The organism is Oerskovia jenensis (assembly GCF_016907235.1).
GTDB lineage: Bacteria > Actinomycetota > Actinomycetes > Actinomycetales > Cellulomonadaceae > Oerskovia > Oerskovia jenensis.
In genome coordinates this window covers 2,916,914-2,932,016 of sequence record NZ_JAFBBO010000001.1, presented here as the reverse complement: position 1 = coordinate 2,932,016, position 15,103 = coordinate 2,916,914, and the positions used below count along the sequence as shown (strand labels likewise).

Sequence of the window (15,103 nt, the reverse complement as noted above, 5' to 3'; positions counted from 1 at the left end):
CCTGTCTCACCGGTGCTCACCGTCGTCTCTCGCCACACGGCCCTCCCCCAGGGGTGTGGTTCTGCGAAGCCGCAACAATTGTTGCGGCTCCGCAGTAGACGAACCCTCCCGAAGCCGTCAGGATCCGCTGCCGTGGCGCGGCAGGACCGCACCCGACAGACCGGCCGGCGCTCCGCCGTCGGGCCGTCGCGGGCTCGCGCCGACGGGCGCCTAGAGTCTTCCGGTGCCCCCAGCCCTCCCCCCGCTCCCCCCTGACGACGCCTCGACGCCACCCGGGACCCCCGAGGACCCCGTCCGCCGCGGTCTCGGCCGGTCCTTCACCAACGTCTTCACCGCGAACATCAGCTCGAGCCTGGCCGACGGGATCGCGCGCGTCGCCGCGCCGCTCCTCGCCGCCCGCCTCACCGACGACCCGCTGCTCATCGCAGGCATCGCAGCCGTCGCGATGCTCCCCTGGCTGTTCTTCGCGATCCCGTCCGGGGTGCTGCTCGACCGCATCGACCGCCGCCACGCCATGGCGATCGCCAACGGCGCCCGGACCCTGCTCGCGGCCCTGCTCCTGACGCTCTTCGCGACCGGCACGCTGACCATCTGGTGGCTGTACGTCGTGATCTTCGCGTACGGCGCGCTCGAGACGCTGTACGACGGCGCGATCCGGGCCGTCGTCCCCGCGATCGTGCGCCGACCCGACCTGCCGCGCGCCAACTCCCGCATCGAGGCCGGCGAGCTCGTGGTGCAGAACTTCCTCGCCGTGCCCCTGACGTCGGCGCTGTTCGCGGTGGCCGTCGTGATCCCGCTCGGGATCGGCGCGCTGTCCTACGCGGTCGCGGGGGTGCTCGCGTTCTTCCTGCCCGCCGCGGCGGCAGGGGCGCACCGGACGCACCGGAACCGGCTGCGCCGCGCCGACGAGGCCGGCGAGCCTCCGGCGCCCGCCCTCGTCCGTACGACCTTCGCCCGCCAGCTCACCGACGGCTTCCGCTTCATCATGAGCCACCCCATGCTGCGCCCGCTGTGGTTCCTGAGCATCCTGATCGCGCTCTTCTTCGCGGCGGCCATCGCGACCGACGTGCTGTTCGTGCTCGAACGGCTCGACGTGCCCGAGCAGTGGTTCGGGGTGTTCATGCTGTCGGGGGCCTTCGGCGGGATCGTCGGGGCCGTGGTCGTGAGCCCGCTCAAGGTCCGCTTCGGGGCGGGCCCGGTCATGGCCGCGGCGAACTTCGTCGGGCCGGTCGCCCTGGTGGTCATGGGGTTCTTCCCGACGGTCCCCGTCGCGGTCGTGTGCTTCGCGGTGTCGTTCGGCTCGACGTCGGTGTGGAACGTCCTGGTCATGTCGCTGCGCCAGGCCGCGATCCCCGGGCACCTGCTGGGCCGGGTCCACGGGACGTGGCGCACGCTGCTGTGGGGGACCATGCCGCTCGGGTCGCTGCTGGGAGGGCTGCTCGCCCGGATCGACCTCACCACGCCGCTGCTCGTCGCGGGCGGGCTCACGGTCGTCGTCGCGGCGGTGGGCTACCGGTTCCTGCACGGTCTGCCGAACCCCGAGGACGTCGCGGAGCACGCGCTGCCCACCAGGTGACGTCGCGCCTCCGCGCCCACCCCCTGAGATCTCCCCCACAGAGCATAGGTAAACCTCACCTCACTGTTGTATCGTTCCTGACGCGACGTCATGACGATGTGTCACGACACACCGCGGACCCGGCGCCGACCACCCGGCGCACGTGCCGACGTCGTGCACGTGACACGACGAACCGCAGGAGCCCGCTGAGATGACCGCCGAGACCCTTCCCCCCGTGGATGCCGCACCCGCATCCCTGTCGCTGCGCCTGCGCGAGGGCACCCGCCCCGAGCACGAGCAGGCCGAGACCACGGGCTTCGTCGAGAAGCTCATGGGCGGCGAGCTCGACGTCGCCGCCTACACCGACCTCGCCGCGCAGCAGTACGCGATCTACGGCGCGCTCGAGCAGGCCAGCGCCCAGATCCGCGACGACACCCAGGGCGCGACCCTCGTGTTCGACGAGCTGACCCGCACGCCCTCGATCGAGAAGGACCTCGCGTTCCTCGTCGGCCCCGACTGGGCCACCCAGATCCGCATCCTGCCCGCGACCGAGGCCTACGTGGCCCGTCTGCTCGAGGTCGGCACGTCGCTGTCCGCCTACGCCGCGCACGCCTATACGCGCTACCTCGGCGACCTGTCGGGCGGCCAGATCATCAAGCGCATGATGGAGCGCCACTACGGCCTCGGCCCCGACGGCCTGGCGTTCTACACGTTCGACGAGATCCCCAAGGCCAAGCCCTTCAAGGACGTCTACCGCGAGCGCCTCGACTCCCTGGACCTCACGGACGAGCAGATCGCCGAGACGGTCGCCGAGGCCAAGCGCGCGTTCCGCCTCAACAGCGCCCTGTTCGCCGAGCTCGGCGCGGTCCACTGCTGACTGCTCGCTGAGCAGCACCGGGCACCACCGGGCGCTGCTCCCGCTTCGCCCCCGGCCCCCTCGGCCCTCGCGGTTGCCGAACATGCGGTGGGCGTCCGTCGAACATGCGGTGGGCGTCGCAGATCCAAGGATTCTCGACGTCCACCGCATGCTCGGCACCGGGGGCCGGCCGCGCCCGACGTCTCCAAGATCACAGAAGATCCTGGGGACCGGCATGCCTTCTGACGGGCTGCGTAGGTTAGCCTCAACTTACCCGAAGCCGCCCTCTCGCGTGGGCGGCCGACCCCTGCTGGAGCCCCTGTGATGTCGCACCCTGCCCGTGTCCCGTCCCACGAGCAGCGTCGTGGTCCCCTGACGCACCGCCTGCGGCGCTCGTCCGTCGCCGGTCTCGCGACGCTCGCAGCGGTCCTGCTGGCGGCAGGCTGCGCGCCCCTCCCGTACGAGCCGCCGGAGCCGACGTCCGCACCCACCACGGACTCCGCGCCCGTGCCGGCCGAGGCCGAGGCCGTCACCCTGGACGCGTGCGCGGCCCTGGAGTCGGGCGAGCGCCCCGCCGTGGACCCCGCGACCTTCCCGACGGGTCCCACGACCGCGACGTTCGCCGACAACGTGATCGACCCGATCACGACGTCCCCCGCCCCGGCCCTGCCCGTGACGGTCCAGTCGCACGACGGCCGCCAGGTGACCGTCGCCGACGCCTCCCGGATCATCGCGGTCGACCTCTACGGCACGCTCGGCGAGATCGTCTACAGCCTGGGCCTGGGCGCGAACGTCGTGGGCCGGGACCTGCCGACGGGCTTCCCCGAGGCCGCCGACGTCCCCGTGGTCACGGGCGCGGGCCACGCCCTCAACATCGAGACCATCCTGGGCCTGAACCCGAGCGTCATCCTCACGGACGCGACGCTCCTCACGGACACGGCCCGCTCGCAGCTCGAGTCCTCGGGGATCCCCGTCGTGTACTTCGACGAGGCCCGCACGCTCGACGGCATCGACGACCGCATCACCGCGGTCGCGACCACGCTCGGCGTCCCCGAGGTCGGCGCGGCCCTCGTCGCGCGCACCGACCAGCAGGTCTGCGCGGCCCTCGCGGGCGTCCCCGCGGACACGGGCAACCCGCTCGTCGCGTTCCTGTACCTGCGCGGTTCCAACATCAAGATGCTGTTCGGTCCCGGCTCGGGCGCCGACGACCTGATCCGCGAGATCGGCGGCCAGGACGCCGGCACCGCGATCGGCCTCACGCAGCAGTACGCGCCCGTCACGAGCGAGGCCATCATCGCCGCGGCCCCGGCGGCGTACCTCGTCATGACCGACGGCCTCGAGTCGAGCGGCGGCCTCGACGCCATGATGGCGATCCCGGGCCTCGCCCAGACCCCCGCGGGCCAGAACCAGCGCGTGGTCGACATGGACGGCAGCCGCCTCCTGACGTTCGGCCCCCGCACGGGCGAGACCATCGCGTCGCTCGTCGAGGCGTTCTACGGCGTCCCCGCGCCGGACCTGAGCACGGTCGGCTCGGTCGACGCCTCGGCGGACGCAGGGTCGACCGCACCGTGACGCCCACCTCACGCCCCGCCGGCCCGACGACGTCGCGCACCACCGCGGGCTCCCTCACCACCGAGCAGCGCACCCCGCGCGCGACGAGCACCACCGGCGGCGCGCCGGACGGACCGGTGCGCGGCGCCGTCGGGCCGGGTGCTGCCGGCGGTTCTCCCAGCGGTCCCGGTGCGCAGGACGCCCTCCCCGGCGTCGGGAGGTCACGGCGACGCGCCGCGACCTGGCTCATGATCGGGCTGGGCGTCGCGCTGGTCGTGCTCACGGTGCTGTCCGGCATGACCGGGCAGGTGCCCGTGTCGCCGTCGGAGGTCCTCGGCTCGCTCATGCACCACCTGGGCCTGAACATCGGCCCCATGCCCTCGCACCCGCAGGGCGAGAACACGCTGTGGGTCGTGCGCTTCCCGCGCGTGGTCCTCGCGATCCTGGTCGGGGCGGCGCTCGCGTGCTCGGGCGCGCTCATGCAGGGCGTGTTCGGCAACCCGCTCGCGGAGCCCGGCGTGATCGGGGTCTCGGCCGGCGCGGCCGTGGGCGCGTGCGCCGTCATCGTCACCGCGGGCTCGCTCGTGTCGGGGACCTGGGTCGCCGCCGCGGCCTTCCTCGGCGGACTGATCACGACGTTCCTCGTGTACGCGCTCTCGCGCTCGGGAGGCCGGACCGAGGTCGTGACGCTCGTGCTCACGGGCATCGCGGTCAACGCGTTCGCGGGCGGGCTGCTCGCGTTCTTCACGTTCGTCGCCGACCCCGCCGCACGCGAGCAGATCGTGTTCTGGCAGCTCGGATCCCTCGGCGGGGCCACGTGGGGGTCGGTCGCGGTCGTCGCGCCCATCGCGATCGTCGGCGTGACCGGCGCGATGCTGCTGCGCCGCCAGATGGACCTGCTGTCCCTCGGCGAGCGCGCCGCGCACCACCTGGGCGTCGACGTCGAGCGGCTGCGCCAGATCGTCATCGTCCTCGTGGCGCTGCTCGTCTCCGCGGGCGTGGCGTTCACGGGGATCATCGCGTTCGTCGGGCTCGTGGTGCCGCACCTGGTCCGCATGGTCTGCGGGCCGAGCCACCGCTGGCTCATCCCGGCCTCGACGCTCGGCGGCGCCGTGGTGCTGCTCCTCGCGGACCTGGTCTCGCGCACCCTCGTCGCGAACGTCGAGCTCCCGCTCGGCATGATCACCTCGCTCGTGGGTGGGCCGTTCTTCTTCTACCTGCTGCGCCGCACGCGCTCGCGGCAAGGAGGCTGGGCATGAGCCGCACACTGGTCGAGCTCGACTCTCGGCACGAGGGCAGCAGCTTCTTGTCGTCCCTGCGGACCGCGGTCACGGGGCGGCGCCGGGCGTCACGGCTGCCCTCTGTCGCGGCGGCCGGCGACGTCGTGACCGAGGCGCGCGACGCGACGCTCTCGCTCGACGGGACGCCCGTGCTGCGCGACGTGTCCGTCCAGGTGCGGGCGGGCGAGGTCCGCGCGCTGCTCGGCCCCAACGGTGCGGGCAAGTCCTCGCTGCTCGGGGCGCTCACGGGCGACCTGCCGCTCGACGGCGGGGCCGTCCTGGTCGACGGTGCGCCCCTGCGGTCCTGGACACCGACCGAGCTCGCGATGCGCCGGGCCGTGCTCATGCAGCAGATCCACCTCAGCTTCCCGTTCACGTCGCTCGACGTCGTCCAGATGGGTCGCGCGCCCTGGCGCGGGACACCGTCGGAGGAGATCGACGACGAGGTCGTGGCCGAGTCTCTCGCCGCGACCGACGTGACGCACCTCGCGGCCCGCCACTTCCCGTCGCTGTCCGGGGGCGAGAAGGCGCGTGTCGCGCTCGCCCGTGTCCTCGCGCAGCGGACCGGGTTGCTCATGCTCGACGAGCCGACCGCCGCGCTCGACCTCAAGCACCAGGAGCTCGTGCTCCAGATCGCGCGTCGCCACGCGGAGGCCGGGGGCGCCGTGGTCGTCGTCGTGCACGACCTCGGCCTGGCGTCGGCGTACGCGGACCAGGTCACGCTCCTGTCGGGCGGTCGGGTCGTGGCCGACGGTTCTCCTCGCGAGGTCCTGACGGCCGGGCTGCTGAGCGAGGTGTACGACTACCCGGTCGAGGTGGTCGAGCACCCCGACGGCGGTGCGCCGATCATCCTGCCGGCGCGTTCCCTGGCGGCTCCGCCGAGGTAGAGGGCTGCCGTCGAGGTAGAGGGCTGTGGCCCTCTACCTCGACGACGACCCTCTATCTCGCGGGCCCTCCTACAGGTTCCGCTCCGCGTACGCCGCCAGGGCGTCGCGGACCAGGCGCGCACCCTCGACGCCGCCGTAGTTCGCCGCGAACCGCTCGTCGGCCACGTACATCTCACCGAGCCCGACGACGTACTCCTTGACCGGCGCCCCACCGTGCCCCGGAGTGCCCGGGATGCCGCTCAGCCACTCGACGTGCCGCCGCGCGAGCGCCTGCGCCTCGTCGCTGTCCGGGGTGACGCCCTCCGCCGCGGCGGCGGTCCAGTCCGCCCCGAGCTGCCGGGTCCGCTCCTGGTAGGCCGCCTTGTCCTGCGCGGACAGCCCACGCCACCAGGTGTCGCCCGTCCGGTAGGCCTCGGCACCCCACCGCTCGGTGACCTCCGCCTCGTGCTTCGTGTGGTCGAACCCGTCGAACATCTCGTCCGCCATGAGTCGCCCACCTCCTTCCATGGTCGTGATGGTGTGCTCGACCGACGCGATCTGTCGCGCCAGCCGCAGCTCCTCGGCCCGGAGGGCGTCCAGGTGGGTCCGCAGAGCCCGCGCCTGCACGGCGGGGCTCGCCTCGCCGTCACGCTCCAGGATCTCTGCGATGGCCGGGAGGCCCACGCCGAGGTCCCGCAGGAGGAGGATCCGCTGGAGGCGGACGAGCGCAGGTCCGTCGTAGTACCGGTAGCCGTTGTGCCCGACCCTACTGGGCGCGAGCAGCCCGACGTCGTCGTAGTGACGCAGCGTGCGGCTCGTGGTCCCGGCGAGGCGGGCGATCTCCTGGATGGACCAGTCGGTCGCGGTCCCCGGTGTGCGTGCGGTCATGCGCTCTCCTCCTTTCCTGGGTGCTGGACGCCTCGGGTGAGGCAGCACGATCGACCCTAGAAGTTGACGTTACGTCAAGGTCAACACGGATTCTCGACCGGCCGCACGGCCGCACGGACTGAGCGTCCGGGCGCACCCGCGCGCTCCCGTCCTCCCGCTGCCCGACGGCGTCACTCCCCTCGCAGCACCCGCGCGAGCTCGTCCGTGGTCGCCACGACCCGGAGGGCGCCCGCCGCCTCGAGCTCGCCCGGCACGGCGTATCCCCAGGCGACCCCGAGGCACGTGATGTGGTGCACGGCGGCGCCGAGCACGTCGTGCTCCCGGTCGCCGACCATGACGATCTCCTCCCACGAGGGGAGCCCGCCCGGCGATGCCGCGAGGGAGGTGAGCGCGTGCTCGATCACGTCGGCCTTGGTGCCGCGCGAACCGTCGAGGGTCGCGCCGTAGACGCCCTCGACGTGCGTGTCGATCCCGAAGTGAGCGGTGATGCGGCGCGCGTAGACCTCGGGCTTGGACGTGGCGACCGCGAGCCGGACGCCTGCGTCGCGTGCCGCCGTCAGGCACTCGAGGATGCCGGGGTAGAGCGAGTTCTCCATCATGCGTCCGGCGGCGTAGACGTCGCGGTAGGCCGCGACCGCCTCGGGGACCCGGTCGGCCGGGACGCCGTGCCGCGCGAACGACTCGGCGAGCGGGGGGCCGACGAAGCGCTGCAGGGCATCGTCGGTCGGCGGCTCGATCCCCAGGGTCGCGTAGGCGTGGCGGACCGAGGACAGGATGCCGGGGGCCGAGTCGGTCAGGGTGCCGTCGAGGTCGAGGAGGGCCAGTCGGTAGGGAGGGGGCGCAGTGGTCACGGGATCGATTCTCCCGCGTGCCGCGGGCCGGCCACCGGCCCCCGAGGTAGAGCCCTTCCGTCGAGGTAGAGGGCTGCAAGCCTCTCTCTCGACGCCAGCCTTCTATCTCGGCGGGTCGCTCGGTTGCGCCCGACCACCGCCGCGCCTCGCGAGCACCCACCCGGCGACGAAGCCGAGGACCAGCAGCCCGGCACCGACCGCAGCCAGCCCCACGGTGTGCGCCCATGGCCTCGGCGGCGCGAACGTCTCGCCCGACAGCGGCGCGTAGGCGAACCACCCGAACGAGGTCCACCAGGAAGACCGCGACGCGAGCCACGCCCCCACACCCACGAGGAGCACCCCGGCCACGAGCCCGAGCACGGCGCCACGGCTGCGCGGACGAGGACGGGGAGCAGGTGCGGGCTGGGTCATGCCGGACATCCTGGCGCGGCTGCCGCGCGGTCGCAACGCCCCGCGCCGGCCGCCGGCCACCGCCCACCGGTCACCGGCCGCCGGCCGCCGACGTAGAGGCCTTCCGTCGAGGGAGAGGGCTGCAAGCCTCTGTCTCGACGCCAGCCCTCTATCTCGGCGCCCCGGCTGTCCCGGCCGCGCCGACCTCGCTCTCCCACACGAGCCACTTCTCCGCCACGGCGCGTTCGACGTCGATCCCCTGGGCCCGCGCGAGCAGCAGCAGGTGCGCGAGGACGTCGGCGACCTCGGCCGCGAGCGCCGCCCGTCCGCCGTCGGGCACCTCGCCCTCCGACGCGGCGCGCGGCCGCGTGCGACCCGTGGCCATGAGGTACGCCTGCGTGAGCTCGCCCATCTCCTCGGCGAGCTTGAGCACGAACCAATCGGGGTCGCGCTCGATCCCGAACTTCCGCGCGTAGAGCGCGGACACGGCCTCGACGCGCTCGGTGAGCGCGGGCAGCGTCAGGCCCGACGGCGCGGGCTCGGGCGGGGTGCGCGGCGTCGCGGTGGTCATCGCGTCAGTCAAGCACGCGTCACTCCCCGACGAGCCCCCGCACCACGCGGTACGACAGGTGCGTGACGAGGTGGTTGCTGCTCACGGGCCCGGGCTCGACGCGCAGACCGCCGAGCCCGTCGAGCAGCCGTTCACCCGCCCCGAGGAGCACGGGCGCGACGTGCAGCCCGAACTCGTCGACGAGCCCCGCGGCGAGGTATGCCCGCATGGTCGAGGCGCCGCCCGCGATCCCGACGTGCCCGTCCCGCGACGCCGCGAGCGCCTGCGACAGCGCGGACTCGATCCCGTCGGTCACGAAGAAGAACGTCGTCCCGCCCTCCATGACGAGGGGGTCGCGCGGGTGGTGCGTGAGCACGAACACGGGTGCGTGGTACGGCGGTTCGTCGCCCCACCAGCCTCGCCAGGCCGCGTCCCACGGTCCGCGCCCGGGGGCGAACATGTTGCGTCCCATGACGAACGCGGTGGGGGCCGCGACGGACTCGAGCGCGGCCGTGTTGACCTCGGGTTCCTCGAACATCCACCGGTGGAGCTGCTCGCCGCCCTCGCCGAGCGGGTTCTCGAGGGACTGGTGCGGTCCCGCGACGAACCCGTCGAGGGACAGCCCGACGTCGAACGTGACCCTGCCCACGGCGCTCACACCGACTTCCTGGTCCGACGGATGCCGACCCACAGGCCGACCGCGCACGTGACCGCGGCGGCCACGACGCCCCACAGGACGGTCGTGCTCGCGAACGTCCCGCCGAACAGGGCGCGCTCGGCGTCGACCATGTAGGTCAGGGGGTTGAACTTCGACGCGGTCTGCATCCACGACGGCCCGGCCTCGAGCGGCAGCATCATGCCCGACAGGATGAGCAGCGGGAACAGCAGCGACTGCTGGACACCCCAGAACAGCCACTCGCGGTTCTTCGCGGCGAGCGCGAGCGCGCAGGAAAGCGCCCCGACGCCGACCCCGAACAGGCCCAGGAGGGCGAGCCCCGCGAGCGCGTGCAGCGGGTAGAACGTGAACCCGAACGGGATGCACACGAGCGCGATGAGCAGGCCCTGGACCACGAGCGGCGCGAACTCCTTGAGCGCGCGTCCCACGAGGATCGCGGACCGGGACAGCGGGGTCGCGAGGACTCGCTCGTAGGAGCCCGTCATCATCTCGTAGAGCAGGTTGGAGCCGGTCATGGAGGTCCCGAACAGGGAGATCATGACGATCACGCCGGGCACGAACCACTGGAGGGTCGCGGCGGTGGACCCGCCGGGCCCGCCCATGCCGCCGCCCACGGCGCCGGTCAGCAGCGGCCCGAACAGTCCCAGGAAGATCAGCGGCTGGAGCAGCGAGAAGATCAGGGTGAAGGGGTCGCGCAGGACCAGGAGGATCTCGCGCGTGAAGACGGCCCAGGTGTCGCCGAGGAACTTCGCGGCCCCCGAGCGCCCGACGTCGGAGCGCCGGTCGGTCGCCTGCCTCGCCGCGGCCTGTGGTGCGGTCCGGGTGTCGAGCCCGAGGTTCGCCTCTCGCCGGTCCCCCGTCGCCTGCCCGACCTCGGGCTCGACCCCCTGGCTCGGGTTCGTCTGCTCGTCCATCACGCCGCCTCCTCGCGCAGGCTCCGACCGGTCAGGTTGAGGAACACGTCGTCGAGGCTCGCCTGCTTGAGCCCGGCCGACCGGACCGAGAGCCCCGCGACGCGCAGGGACTCGATCGCCTCGGGCAGGCGGTCGGTGCCGTGCGCCGTGGACAGGGTCACCGTGACGTCTCCCCCGGCGCCGACGGTCGCCTGCAGCCTCCCGTCGTCGGCCTCGCCCACCGAGCCCACGACCGGGGCGAGAGCTGCGCGGACGCGCGTGACGTCGTCGGGCACCTGTCCCTGGGACGCGGACGTCCCGCTGACGACGAGCGTCACGACGTCGTCCGCGTGGTCGCGCTTGAGCGCGGCGGGCGGGGCGTCGGCGACGATCGTGCCGTGGTCGATCACGACGACGCGCTCGGCCATGGAGTCGGCCTCGTCGAGGTAGTGCGTGGTGAGCACGATCGTCATGCCGTACCGCTCGCGCAACGCCCCGATGTGCTCCCAGAGGTTCGCGCGGCTGTGCGGGTCGAGGCCCGTGGTGGGCTCGTCGAGGAACAGCAGCGGCGGGTGGTTCATGAGGCCCAGCGCCACGTCGAGGCGGCGGCGCTGTCCGCCCGACAGGCTCTGGACCGTGCGCTTGCCGAGGCCGTCGAGCTCGAGGGCCTCGAGGAGGTCCGCGGCCCGGCGCTGGTACTCGGAGGCCGCCATGCCGTAGAAGCGGCCCTGGTTGTGGAGCTCGTCGGCGACGCGGTACGAGAACCCTCCCCCGTTGCCCTGGCCGATGTACCCGATGCGTGACCGGACCTCGGCGGGCTGGGTGCGGACGTCGAAGCCGGCGACCTCGGCCCGGCCCGACGTGGGTTCGAGGAGGCTCGTGAGCATGCGCAGGGTCGTGGACTTGCCGGCGCCGTTGGGGCCGAGGAACGCGACGAGCTCACCCTCACGGACGTCGACGTCGATGCCCTTGACCGCCTCGACCACTTCCTTCTTGCGATGGAAGGTCTTGGTCAGCCCTTCGGTGTGGATCATGGCTCACGCCTCTCGCGTACGGTGTACTGGAATAGGTTTTCACGCTAGCATACGGTGTACGGGAAATGAAGGGTCTCCCGGTACAGCGCGGAAGTGGGAGGATCAGGCACCATGGCCAGCAACACCGTCGCCCCGGTCCCCTCCGACGGGGTGGACTCCGCCCGGACCTCGGACTCATCGGTCGGCACCCCCGTCACGGCGGCCGACGGCGACGGCGCCCCGGACCCGACCGACCAGGTCCCCCGCCCCCCCGAGGTGACCCGGCGCCTCGCGCTCCTGTGGGACCCGCCCGCCCCGCCGACCCGCGGTCGCAAGGCGCGCCTGACGCTCGACGAGGTCGTGACCGCCGGGATCGCCGTCGCGCAGGAGGTCGGGCTCGACGCGCTCTCGATGCGCCGCGTGGCAGCCCGCCTGGGCATGGGCGCCATGTCGCTCTACACCTACGTCCCTGGTCGCACCGAGCTCGTCGACCTCATGATCGACCGCGCGTTCGCCGAGCTCGACCTGCCCCCGGCCGACGCCCCCTGGCGCGACGGGCTCTCGCGGTATGCGCGCGAGGTCTGGCACCTCTACCAGCGCCACCCCTGGATCCTCCAGACCAACATGTGGCGCCTGCCCCTCGCGCCGCACGTGCTCGACGCCCAGGAGGCCGGGCTGCGGACGCTCGTCGACACCGGGCTGTCCGCCGAGCGCGTCGTCGAGATCCTGGGTCTGGTCGACGCGTTCGTGCGCGGGCTCGCGCGCGCCGCCGTCGCCGAGTCCGTCGAGAACGACGCGAGCGGCATGAGCAGCGACGAGTACTGGACGTCGATGAGCAGCTTCTGGGCCGACTGGTTCGACGTCGAGCGCTACCCCGTCATGACGCGCATCTGGGAGGCGGGCGGTTTCCACGCGCCGAGCGACCCGTTCGACGCGTCGCTCGACCGGCTGCTCGACGGCGTCGAGATGACGATCGACCGGGCCTGACCCGGGTGCCGAGAACGGGGTTGAGGTCGTTCTGGCGCCCGTAGCGGCCCCTGTCCCGTTCTCGACCGCGGGGAACCTCGGGCTCGGCGAGGCAACCGGTCCGCCGCGCGCCCGCCGCCCCCGCGCGCTACCTTCCGAGGACGAGGCCCTGCGCCGCCCCACGGACCCGCCGTGGGGCGGGCCCCGCGAGGACGGTGGATCCCATGCCCGAGCAGGACGACTCCCTCACCGGACGCACCACCAAGATCGCCCGGCGCCTGTGGGGCCTGGCCTACCTGCGCGGCGCCCTGTTCCTCGTGATCGGCGTCGTGCTGTTCGTCGCGCCGGACCGCGGCATCCAGTGGCTCACGTGGCTCGTCGCGGCGATGGCCGTCCTCCAGGGGATCCTCTTCCTGGTCGAGGCCGCGCGGCAGCGCAAGGACGGCGAGGGCGCGGTCTGGCGCTGGGTCGTGGGCGGCCTGAGCATCGTCGTGGGTCTCGTCCTCGCGTTCTGGCCCTCGGCGAGCGTGACCCTCGTGCTGCGGCTCGTCGGCATCTGGGCGCTGGTCGCGGGGGTCATCGGCCTGGTCGGCGCGCTGCGTGCCCGCCGCACGCGCGAGCCCGGGTGGGACTGGGAGCTCGCGACGGCCGCGCTGTGGGTCGTGTTCGGCGTCCTGGTGCTCGTGAGCCCCGTGACCGGGCTGCAGACCATCACGGTGCTGCTGGGGCTGTACCTCGTGGTCACCGGGGTCGTGATCCTGGTGGCCGCGTTCGCGCAGAGCACGGCGGCGAAGGACGCCAAGGCGGCGCTGGCAGGCTGACGGCCAGCCGGCCCAGCGGTCGAGAACGGGGTTGAGGTCGTCCCGTCGCCGATGACGACCTCGACCCCGTTCTCGGCACCGCGGGCCGCGCCCGCTACCAGGCGTCCAGGTGGCGGTGCTCGTGGCCGGGCGGCGGCTCGTACTCGGCGTGCGGCTCGGGCTGGAGGTAGGTGCGCGCGAACGCGAGCGAGGCGGCGAGGTCCTCGTAGCGCTCGGCGGCCGTGCGGGCACGTCGCGTCGCGATCTCGACGACGACGTCCCCCTCCCAGCCTCGGCGCACGAGCTCCCCCAGCACCTTGTCGCACGGTTGCGTGCCGCGCCCGGGGACGAGGTGCTCGTCCGACATCGAGTCCGTGCCGTCGGCGAGGTGGACGTGCGCGAGCCGGTCACCGAACACGTCGAGCAGGTCGAGGCTGTTCTGGCGTGCGACGGCCGCGTGCGAGAGGTCGAGCGTCACCTTGTCGTACGGGTGGTCGGTGGGGTCCCAGCCGGGGAGGTAGGCCTGCACCTCGCGCTTGCGACCACGCCACGGGTACATGTTCTCGACGGCGATGGTCACGCCGGTCGCGGCGTTGAGCTCGCGCACGTGGTCGGCGAAGCCGCGCGCGTACAGCCCCTGCCAGCGGAACGGCGGGTGCACGACCACGGTGGCCGCGCCCAGCTCGAGCGCGAGGTCGACGGTCCGTTCGAGCTTGGGGCCGGGCAGCCGTCCCCACACACGCTGGCTCACGAGGAGCGTCGGGGCGTGCACGCTGCGGATGGGGACGCCGACGTCCGCCGAGAGCTTGCCCAGGGCCTTCGCGTCCTGCGTGGCCGTGTCCGACCAGACCATGACCTCCATGCCGTCGTAGCCCAGGTGGGCTGCGGCCTCGAAGGCGAACGGCGCCTTGCGCGGGTAGACGCTGGCGCTCGACAGCGTGACCTTGATCCGGGGCTCCTCGCCCGTGCCTGCTTCACCCCCTCGGGCCTCGCCCTGGACGGGCGGCTGGGCGTCGGGCGTCGTCGCTTCACGCATGTCCGACACCCTAGCGCCGTCGGGTGAGCGTCGTTCACAGGGCGTCCTGAAGGCCCCATGAACTCTGGCAGGATGCTGCTCGACCGAACCGCCCGGAGCACAGGAGTGCGCATGGATCGTCCCGACGCCGTCTCTCCCTCGACCGTCGGCACGGCGCGTCCGGGGTTCGGCCCGGGCGACGACGTCGTCCTCTCGACCGAGACCGACGACGCCCAGGCGCTCGCGGCCCTGGAGTCGCTCGTGGCGTACCTGGAGCAGGACTCGGCCTGAGAGCGGCCGCGGCCCAGCCCCTGTCGAGGGGCCCTTCCTGCCCGACGGCGCCGCTCCCGTCCGCGTCCGGAGCCTCACCTCGTGCGCGGGTCGTCGAGGCCCCCGACCCTCCCCGTCCCGGGGGCGTGCCGGCCCGCCCGCCCCGGTCCGCCGTCGGCTCCCACCTCCGCTACAGTGGACTGGTCTATACCACTTCCAGGTAGGAGCCTGTCATGGAACGAACCGTCACCGTCGCCATCGCCGAGGGACTCCACGCGCGCCCCGCGGCGCTGTTCGTGGCCGAGGCGGGCAAGCAGCCCGTCGCCGTGACCCTCACCAAGGAAGGCGCCGAGACCGTGGACGCCGCGAGCATCCTCGGGGTCATGACGCTCGGCGCGGCCGCCGGCGACCAGGTCGTGCTCGCGACGGAGACGGACGGCGCCGAGGCCGAAGCCGCCCTCGACGCGCTCGCCGAGTTCCTCGGGCGCGAGACGGTCTGACCCTCTCGCCCCGGCACCGTCGGGGTGTGACGTCCGGGCCGTCCGGTGACGGATCCCGCGACCCGGACGTCACCCGCGGCAGCCCGGCGTCGCGGGAGACGCGGGAGACGCGGGACGCGCGCACGACAGCACCGAGCCCGTGCCCCTCGGACGAGAGGCACGGGCTCGGTGCTGCGTGGGGGG

The 15,103-nt window shown here is 73.1% G+C and carries 17 protein-coding genes; 9 read left to right on the top strand and 8 right to left on the bottom strand.

The window, feature by feature from the left end; all coding sequences use genetic code 11:
* Positions 1 to 223: 223 nt before the first annotated feature.
* From JOD49_RS13205 to JOD49_RS13185, 5 genes are all read left to right on the top strand, one after another.
* Positions 224 to 1,576: an MFS transporter gene (locus tag JOD49_RS13205; RefSeq protein ID WP_205307584.1), complete on the top strand. Its 1,353-nt coding sequence runs from the start codon at positions 224 to 226 to the stop codon at positions 1,574 to 1,576.
* 190 nt (positions 1,577 to 1,766) lie between these two features.
* A complete protein-coding gene (locus tag JOD49_RS13200; protein ID WP_205307583.1) occupies positions 1,767 to 2,432 on the top strand; it encodes a biliverdin-producing heme oxygenase in 666 nt (221 codons plus the stop codon).
* 303 nt (positions 2,433 to 2,735) lie between these two features.
* On the top strand, positions 2,736 to 3,983 hold the full coding sequence (locus JOD49_RS13195; protein WP_205307582.1) for a heme/hemin ABC transporter substrate-binding protein: 1,248 nt from the start codon (positions 2,736 to 2,738) through the stop codon (positions 3,981 to 3,983).
* 227 nt (positions 3,984 to 4,210) lie between these two features.
* A complete protein-coding gene (locus tag JOD49_RS13190; RefSeq protein WP_205308979.1) occupies positions 4,211 to 5,221 on the top strand; it encodes a FecCD family ABC transporter permease in 1,011 nt (336 codons plus the stop codon).
* Entirely contained in the window at positions 5,218 to 6,129 is a 912-nt protein-coding gene (locus tag JOD49_RS13185) for a heme ABC transporter ATP-binding protein (protein ID WP_205307581.1), read from the top strand. Before JOD49_RS13190 ends, JOD49_RS13185 begins: the two co-directional genes overlap by 4 nt.
* 69 nt (positions 6,130 to 6,198) lie before the next feature.
* On the opposite strand, the gene JOD49_RS13180 is transcribed toward JOD49_RS13185, so the two are convergent.
* The 7 genes from JOD49_RS13180 to JOD49_RS13150 all read right to left on the bottom strand — a co-directional run bounded on the left by JOD49_RS13180 (position 6,199) and on the right by JOD49_RS13150 (position 11,390).
* Positions 6,199 to 6,996: a MerR family transcriptional regulator gene (locus tag JOD49_RS13180; protein WP_205307580.1), complete on the bottom strand. Its 798-nt coding sequence runs from the start codon at positions 6,994 to 6,996 to the stop codon at positions 6,199 to 6,201.
* Positions 6,997 to 7,166: 170 nt separating this feature from the next.
* Positions 7,167 to 7,847 (bottom strand): HAD hydrolase-like protein, encoded by a 681-nt coding sequence (locus tag JOD49_RS13175; protein WP_205307579.1) that lies wholly within the window; start codon positions 7,845 to 7,847, stop codon positions 7,167 to 7,169.
* Positions 7,848 to 7,949: 102 nt separating this feature from the next.
* Positions 7,950 to 8,258, bottom strand: a complete 309-nt coding sequence (locus JOD49_RS13170; RefSeq protein ID WP_205307578.1) for a hypothetical protein — start codon at positions 8,256 to 8,258, stop codon at positions 7,950 to 7,952.
* A 148-nt stretch (positions 8,259 to 8,406) separates the two neighbouring features.
* Positions 8,407 to 8,808 carry a pyrophosphohydrolase domain-containing protein gene (locus tag JOD49_RS13165; protein ID WP_205307577.1) on the bottom strand — a complete coding sequence of 134 codons (402 nt, stop codon included), beginning with the start codon at positions 8,806 to 8,808 and terminating at the stop codon, positions 8,407 to 8,409.
* Positions 8,809 to 8,827: 19 nt separating this feature from the next.
* Positions 8,828 to 9,436, bottom strand: coding sequence for a dihydrofolate reductase family protein (locus JOD49_RS13160; RefSeq protein ID WP_205308978.1), 609 nt, complete (start codon positions 9,434 to 9,436; stop codon positions 8,828 to 8,830).
* 5 nt (positions 9,437 to 9,441) lie between these two features.
* A complete protein-coding gene (locus JOD49_RS13155) occupies positions 9,442 to 10,377 on the bottom strand; it encodes an ABC transporter permease (RefSeq protein ID WP_205307576.1) in 936 nt (311 codons plus the stop codon).
* Positions 10,377 to 11,390: an ABC transporter ATP-binding protein gene (locus JOD49_RS13150; protein WP_205307575.1), complete on the bottom strand. Its 1,014-nt coding sequence runs from the start codon at positions 11,388 to 11,390 to the stop codon at positions 10,377 to 10,379. Before JOD49_RS13150 ends, JOD49_RS13155 begins: the two co-directional genes overlap by 1 nt.
* Positions 11,391 to 11,501: 111 nt before the next feature.
* On the opposite strand from JOD49_RS13150, the gene JOD49_RS13145 reads away from it, so the two are divergent.
* On the top strand, positions 11,502 to 12,356 hold the full coding sequence (locus JOD49_RS13145; RefSeq protein ID WP_205307574.1) for a TetR/AcrR family transcriptional regulator: 855 nt from the start codon (positions 11,502 to 11,504) through the stop codon (positions 12,354 to 12,356).
* A gap of 203 nt (positions 12,357 to 12,559) precedes the next feature.
* Positions 12,560 to 13,156 (top strand): HdeD family acid-resistance protein, encoded by a 597-nt coding sequence (locus JOD49_RS13140; protein WP_205307573.1) that lies wholly within the window; start codon positions 12,560 to 12,562, stop codon positions 13,154 to 13,156.
* Between the two features lie 94 nt (positions 13,157 to 13,250).
* Here the strand turns inward: JOD49_RS13140 and JOD49_RS13135 are convergent, their stop codons facing one another.
* The gene (locus JOD49_RS13135) at positions 13,251 to 14,171 is read right to left on the bottom strand and encodes a sugar phosphate isomerase/epimerase family protein (protein WP_205307572.1); all 921 of its coding nucleotides are present in this window, start codon (positions 14,169 to 14,171) and stop codon (positions 13,251 to 13,253) included.
* Positions 14,172 to 14,282: 111 nt separating this feature from the next.
* Here JOD49_RS13135 and JOD49_RS13130 point away from each other — a divergent pair, with 111 nt between their 5' ends.
* Positions 14,283 to 14,441: a hypothetical protein gene (locus JOD49_RS13130; RefSeq protein WP_205307571.1), complete on the top strand. Its 159-nt coding sequence runs from the start codon at positions 14,283 to 14,285 to the stop codon at positions 14,439 to 14,441.
* 212 nt (positions 14,442 to 14,653) lie between these two features.
* Positions 14,654 to 14,920: an HPr family phosphocarrier protein gene (locus JOD49_RS13125; protein ID WP_030150259.1), complete on the top strand. Its 267-nt coding sequence runs from the start codon at positions 14,654 to 14,656 to the stop codon at positions 14,918 to 14,920.
* Positions 14,921 to 15,103 lie beyond the last annotated feature (183 nt).

Excerpts from the sequence above, each read along its gene's own strand:
- JOD49_RS13180 (WP_205307580.1), bottom strand. The coding sequence starts at position 6,996 with ATGACCGCACGCACACCGGGGACCGCGACCGACTGGTCCATCCAGGAG.
- JOD49_RS13185 (WP_205307581.1), top strand. The coding sequence starts at position 5,218 with ATGAGCCGCACACTGGTCGAGCTCGACTCTCGGCACGAGGGCAGCAGC.
- JOD49_RS13130 (WP_205307571.1), top strand. The coding sequence starts at position 14,283 with ATGGATCGTCCCGACGCCGTCTCTCCCTCGACCGTCGGCACGGCGCGT.
- JOD49_RS13140 (WP_205307573.1), top strand. The coding sequence starts at position 12,560 with ATGCCCGAGCAGGACGACTCCCTCACCGGACGCACCACCAAGATCGCC.
- JOD49_RS13125 (WP_030150259.1), top strand. The coding sequence starts at position 14,654 with ATGGAACGAACCGTCACCGTCGCCATCGCCGAGGGACTCCACGCGCGC.
- JOD49_RS13195 (WP_205307582.1), top strand. The coding sequence starts at position 2,736 with ATGTCGCACCCTGCCCGTGTCCCGTCCCACGAGCAGCGTCGTGGTCCC.
- JOD49_RS13145 (WP_205307574.1), top strand. The coding sequence starts at position 11,502 with ATGGCCAGCAACACCGTCGCCCCGGTCCCCTCCGACGGGGTGGACTCC.
- JOD49_RS13155 (WP_205307576.1), bottom strand. The coding sequence starts at position 10,377 with ATGGACGAGCAGACGAACCCGAGCCAGGGGGTCGAGCCCGAGGTCGGG.
- JOD49_RS13170 (WP_205307578.1), bottom strand. The coding sequence starts at position 8,258 with ATGACCCAGCCCGCACCTGCTCCCCGTCCTCGTCCGCGCAGCCGTGGC.
- JOD49_RS13135 (WP_205307572.1), bottom strand. The coding sequence starts at position 14,171 with ATGCGTGAAGCGACGACGCCCGACGCCCAGCCGCCCGTCCAGGGCGAG.
- JOD49_RS13150 (WP_205307575.1), bottom strand. The coding sequence starts at position 11,390 with ATGATCCACACCGAAGGGCTGACCAAGACCTTCCATCGCAAGAAGGAA.
- JOD49_RS13190 (WP_205308979.1), top strand. The coding sequence starts at position 4,211 with ATGATCGGGCTGGGCGTCGCGCTGGTCGTGCTCACGGTGCTGTCCGGC.
- JOD49_RS13200 (WP_205307583.1), top strand. The coding sequence starts at position 1,767 with ATGACCGCCGAGACCCTTCCCCCCGTGGATGCCGCACCCGCATCCCTG.
- JOD49_RS13165 (WP_205307577.1), bottom strand. The coding sequence starts at position 8,808 with ATGACCACCGCGACGCCGCGCACCCCGCCCGAGCCCGCGCCGTCGGGC.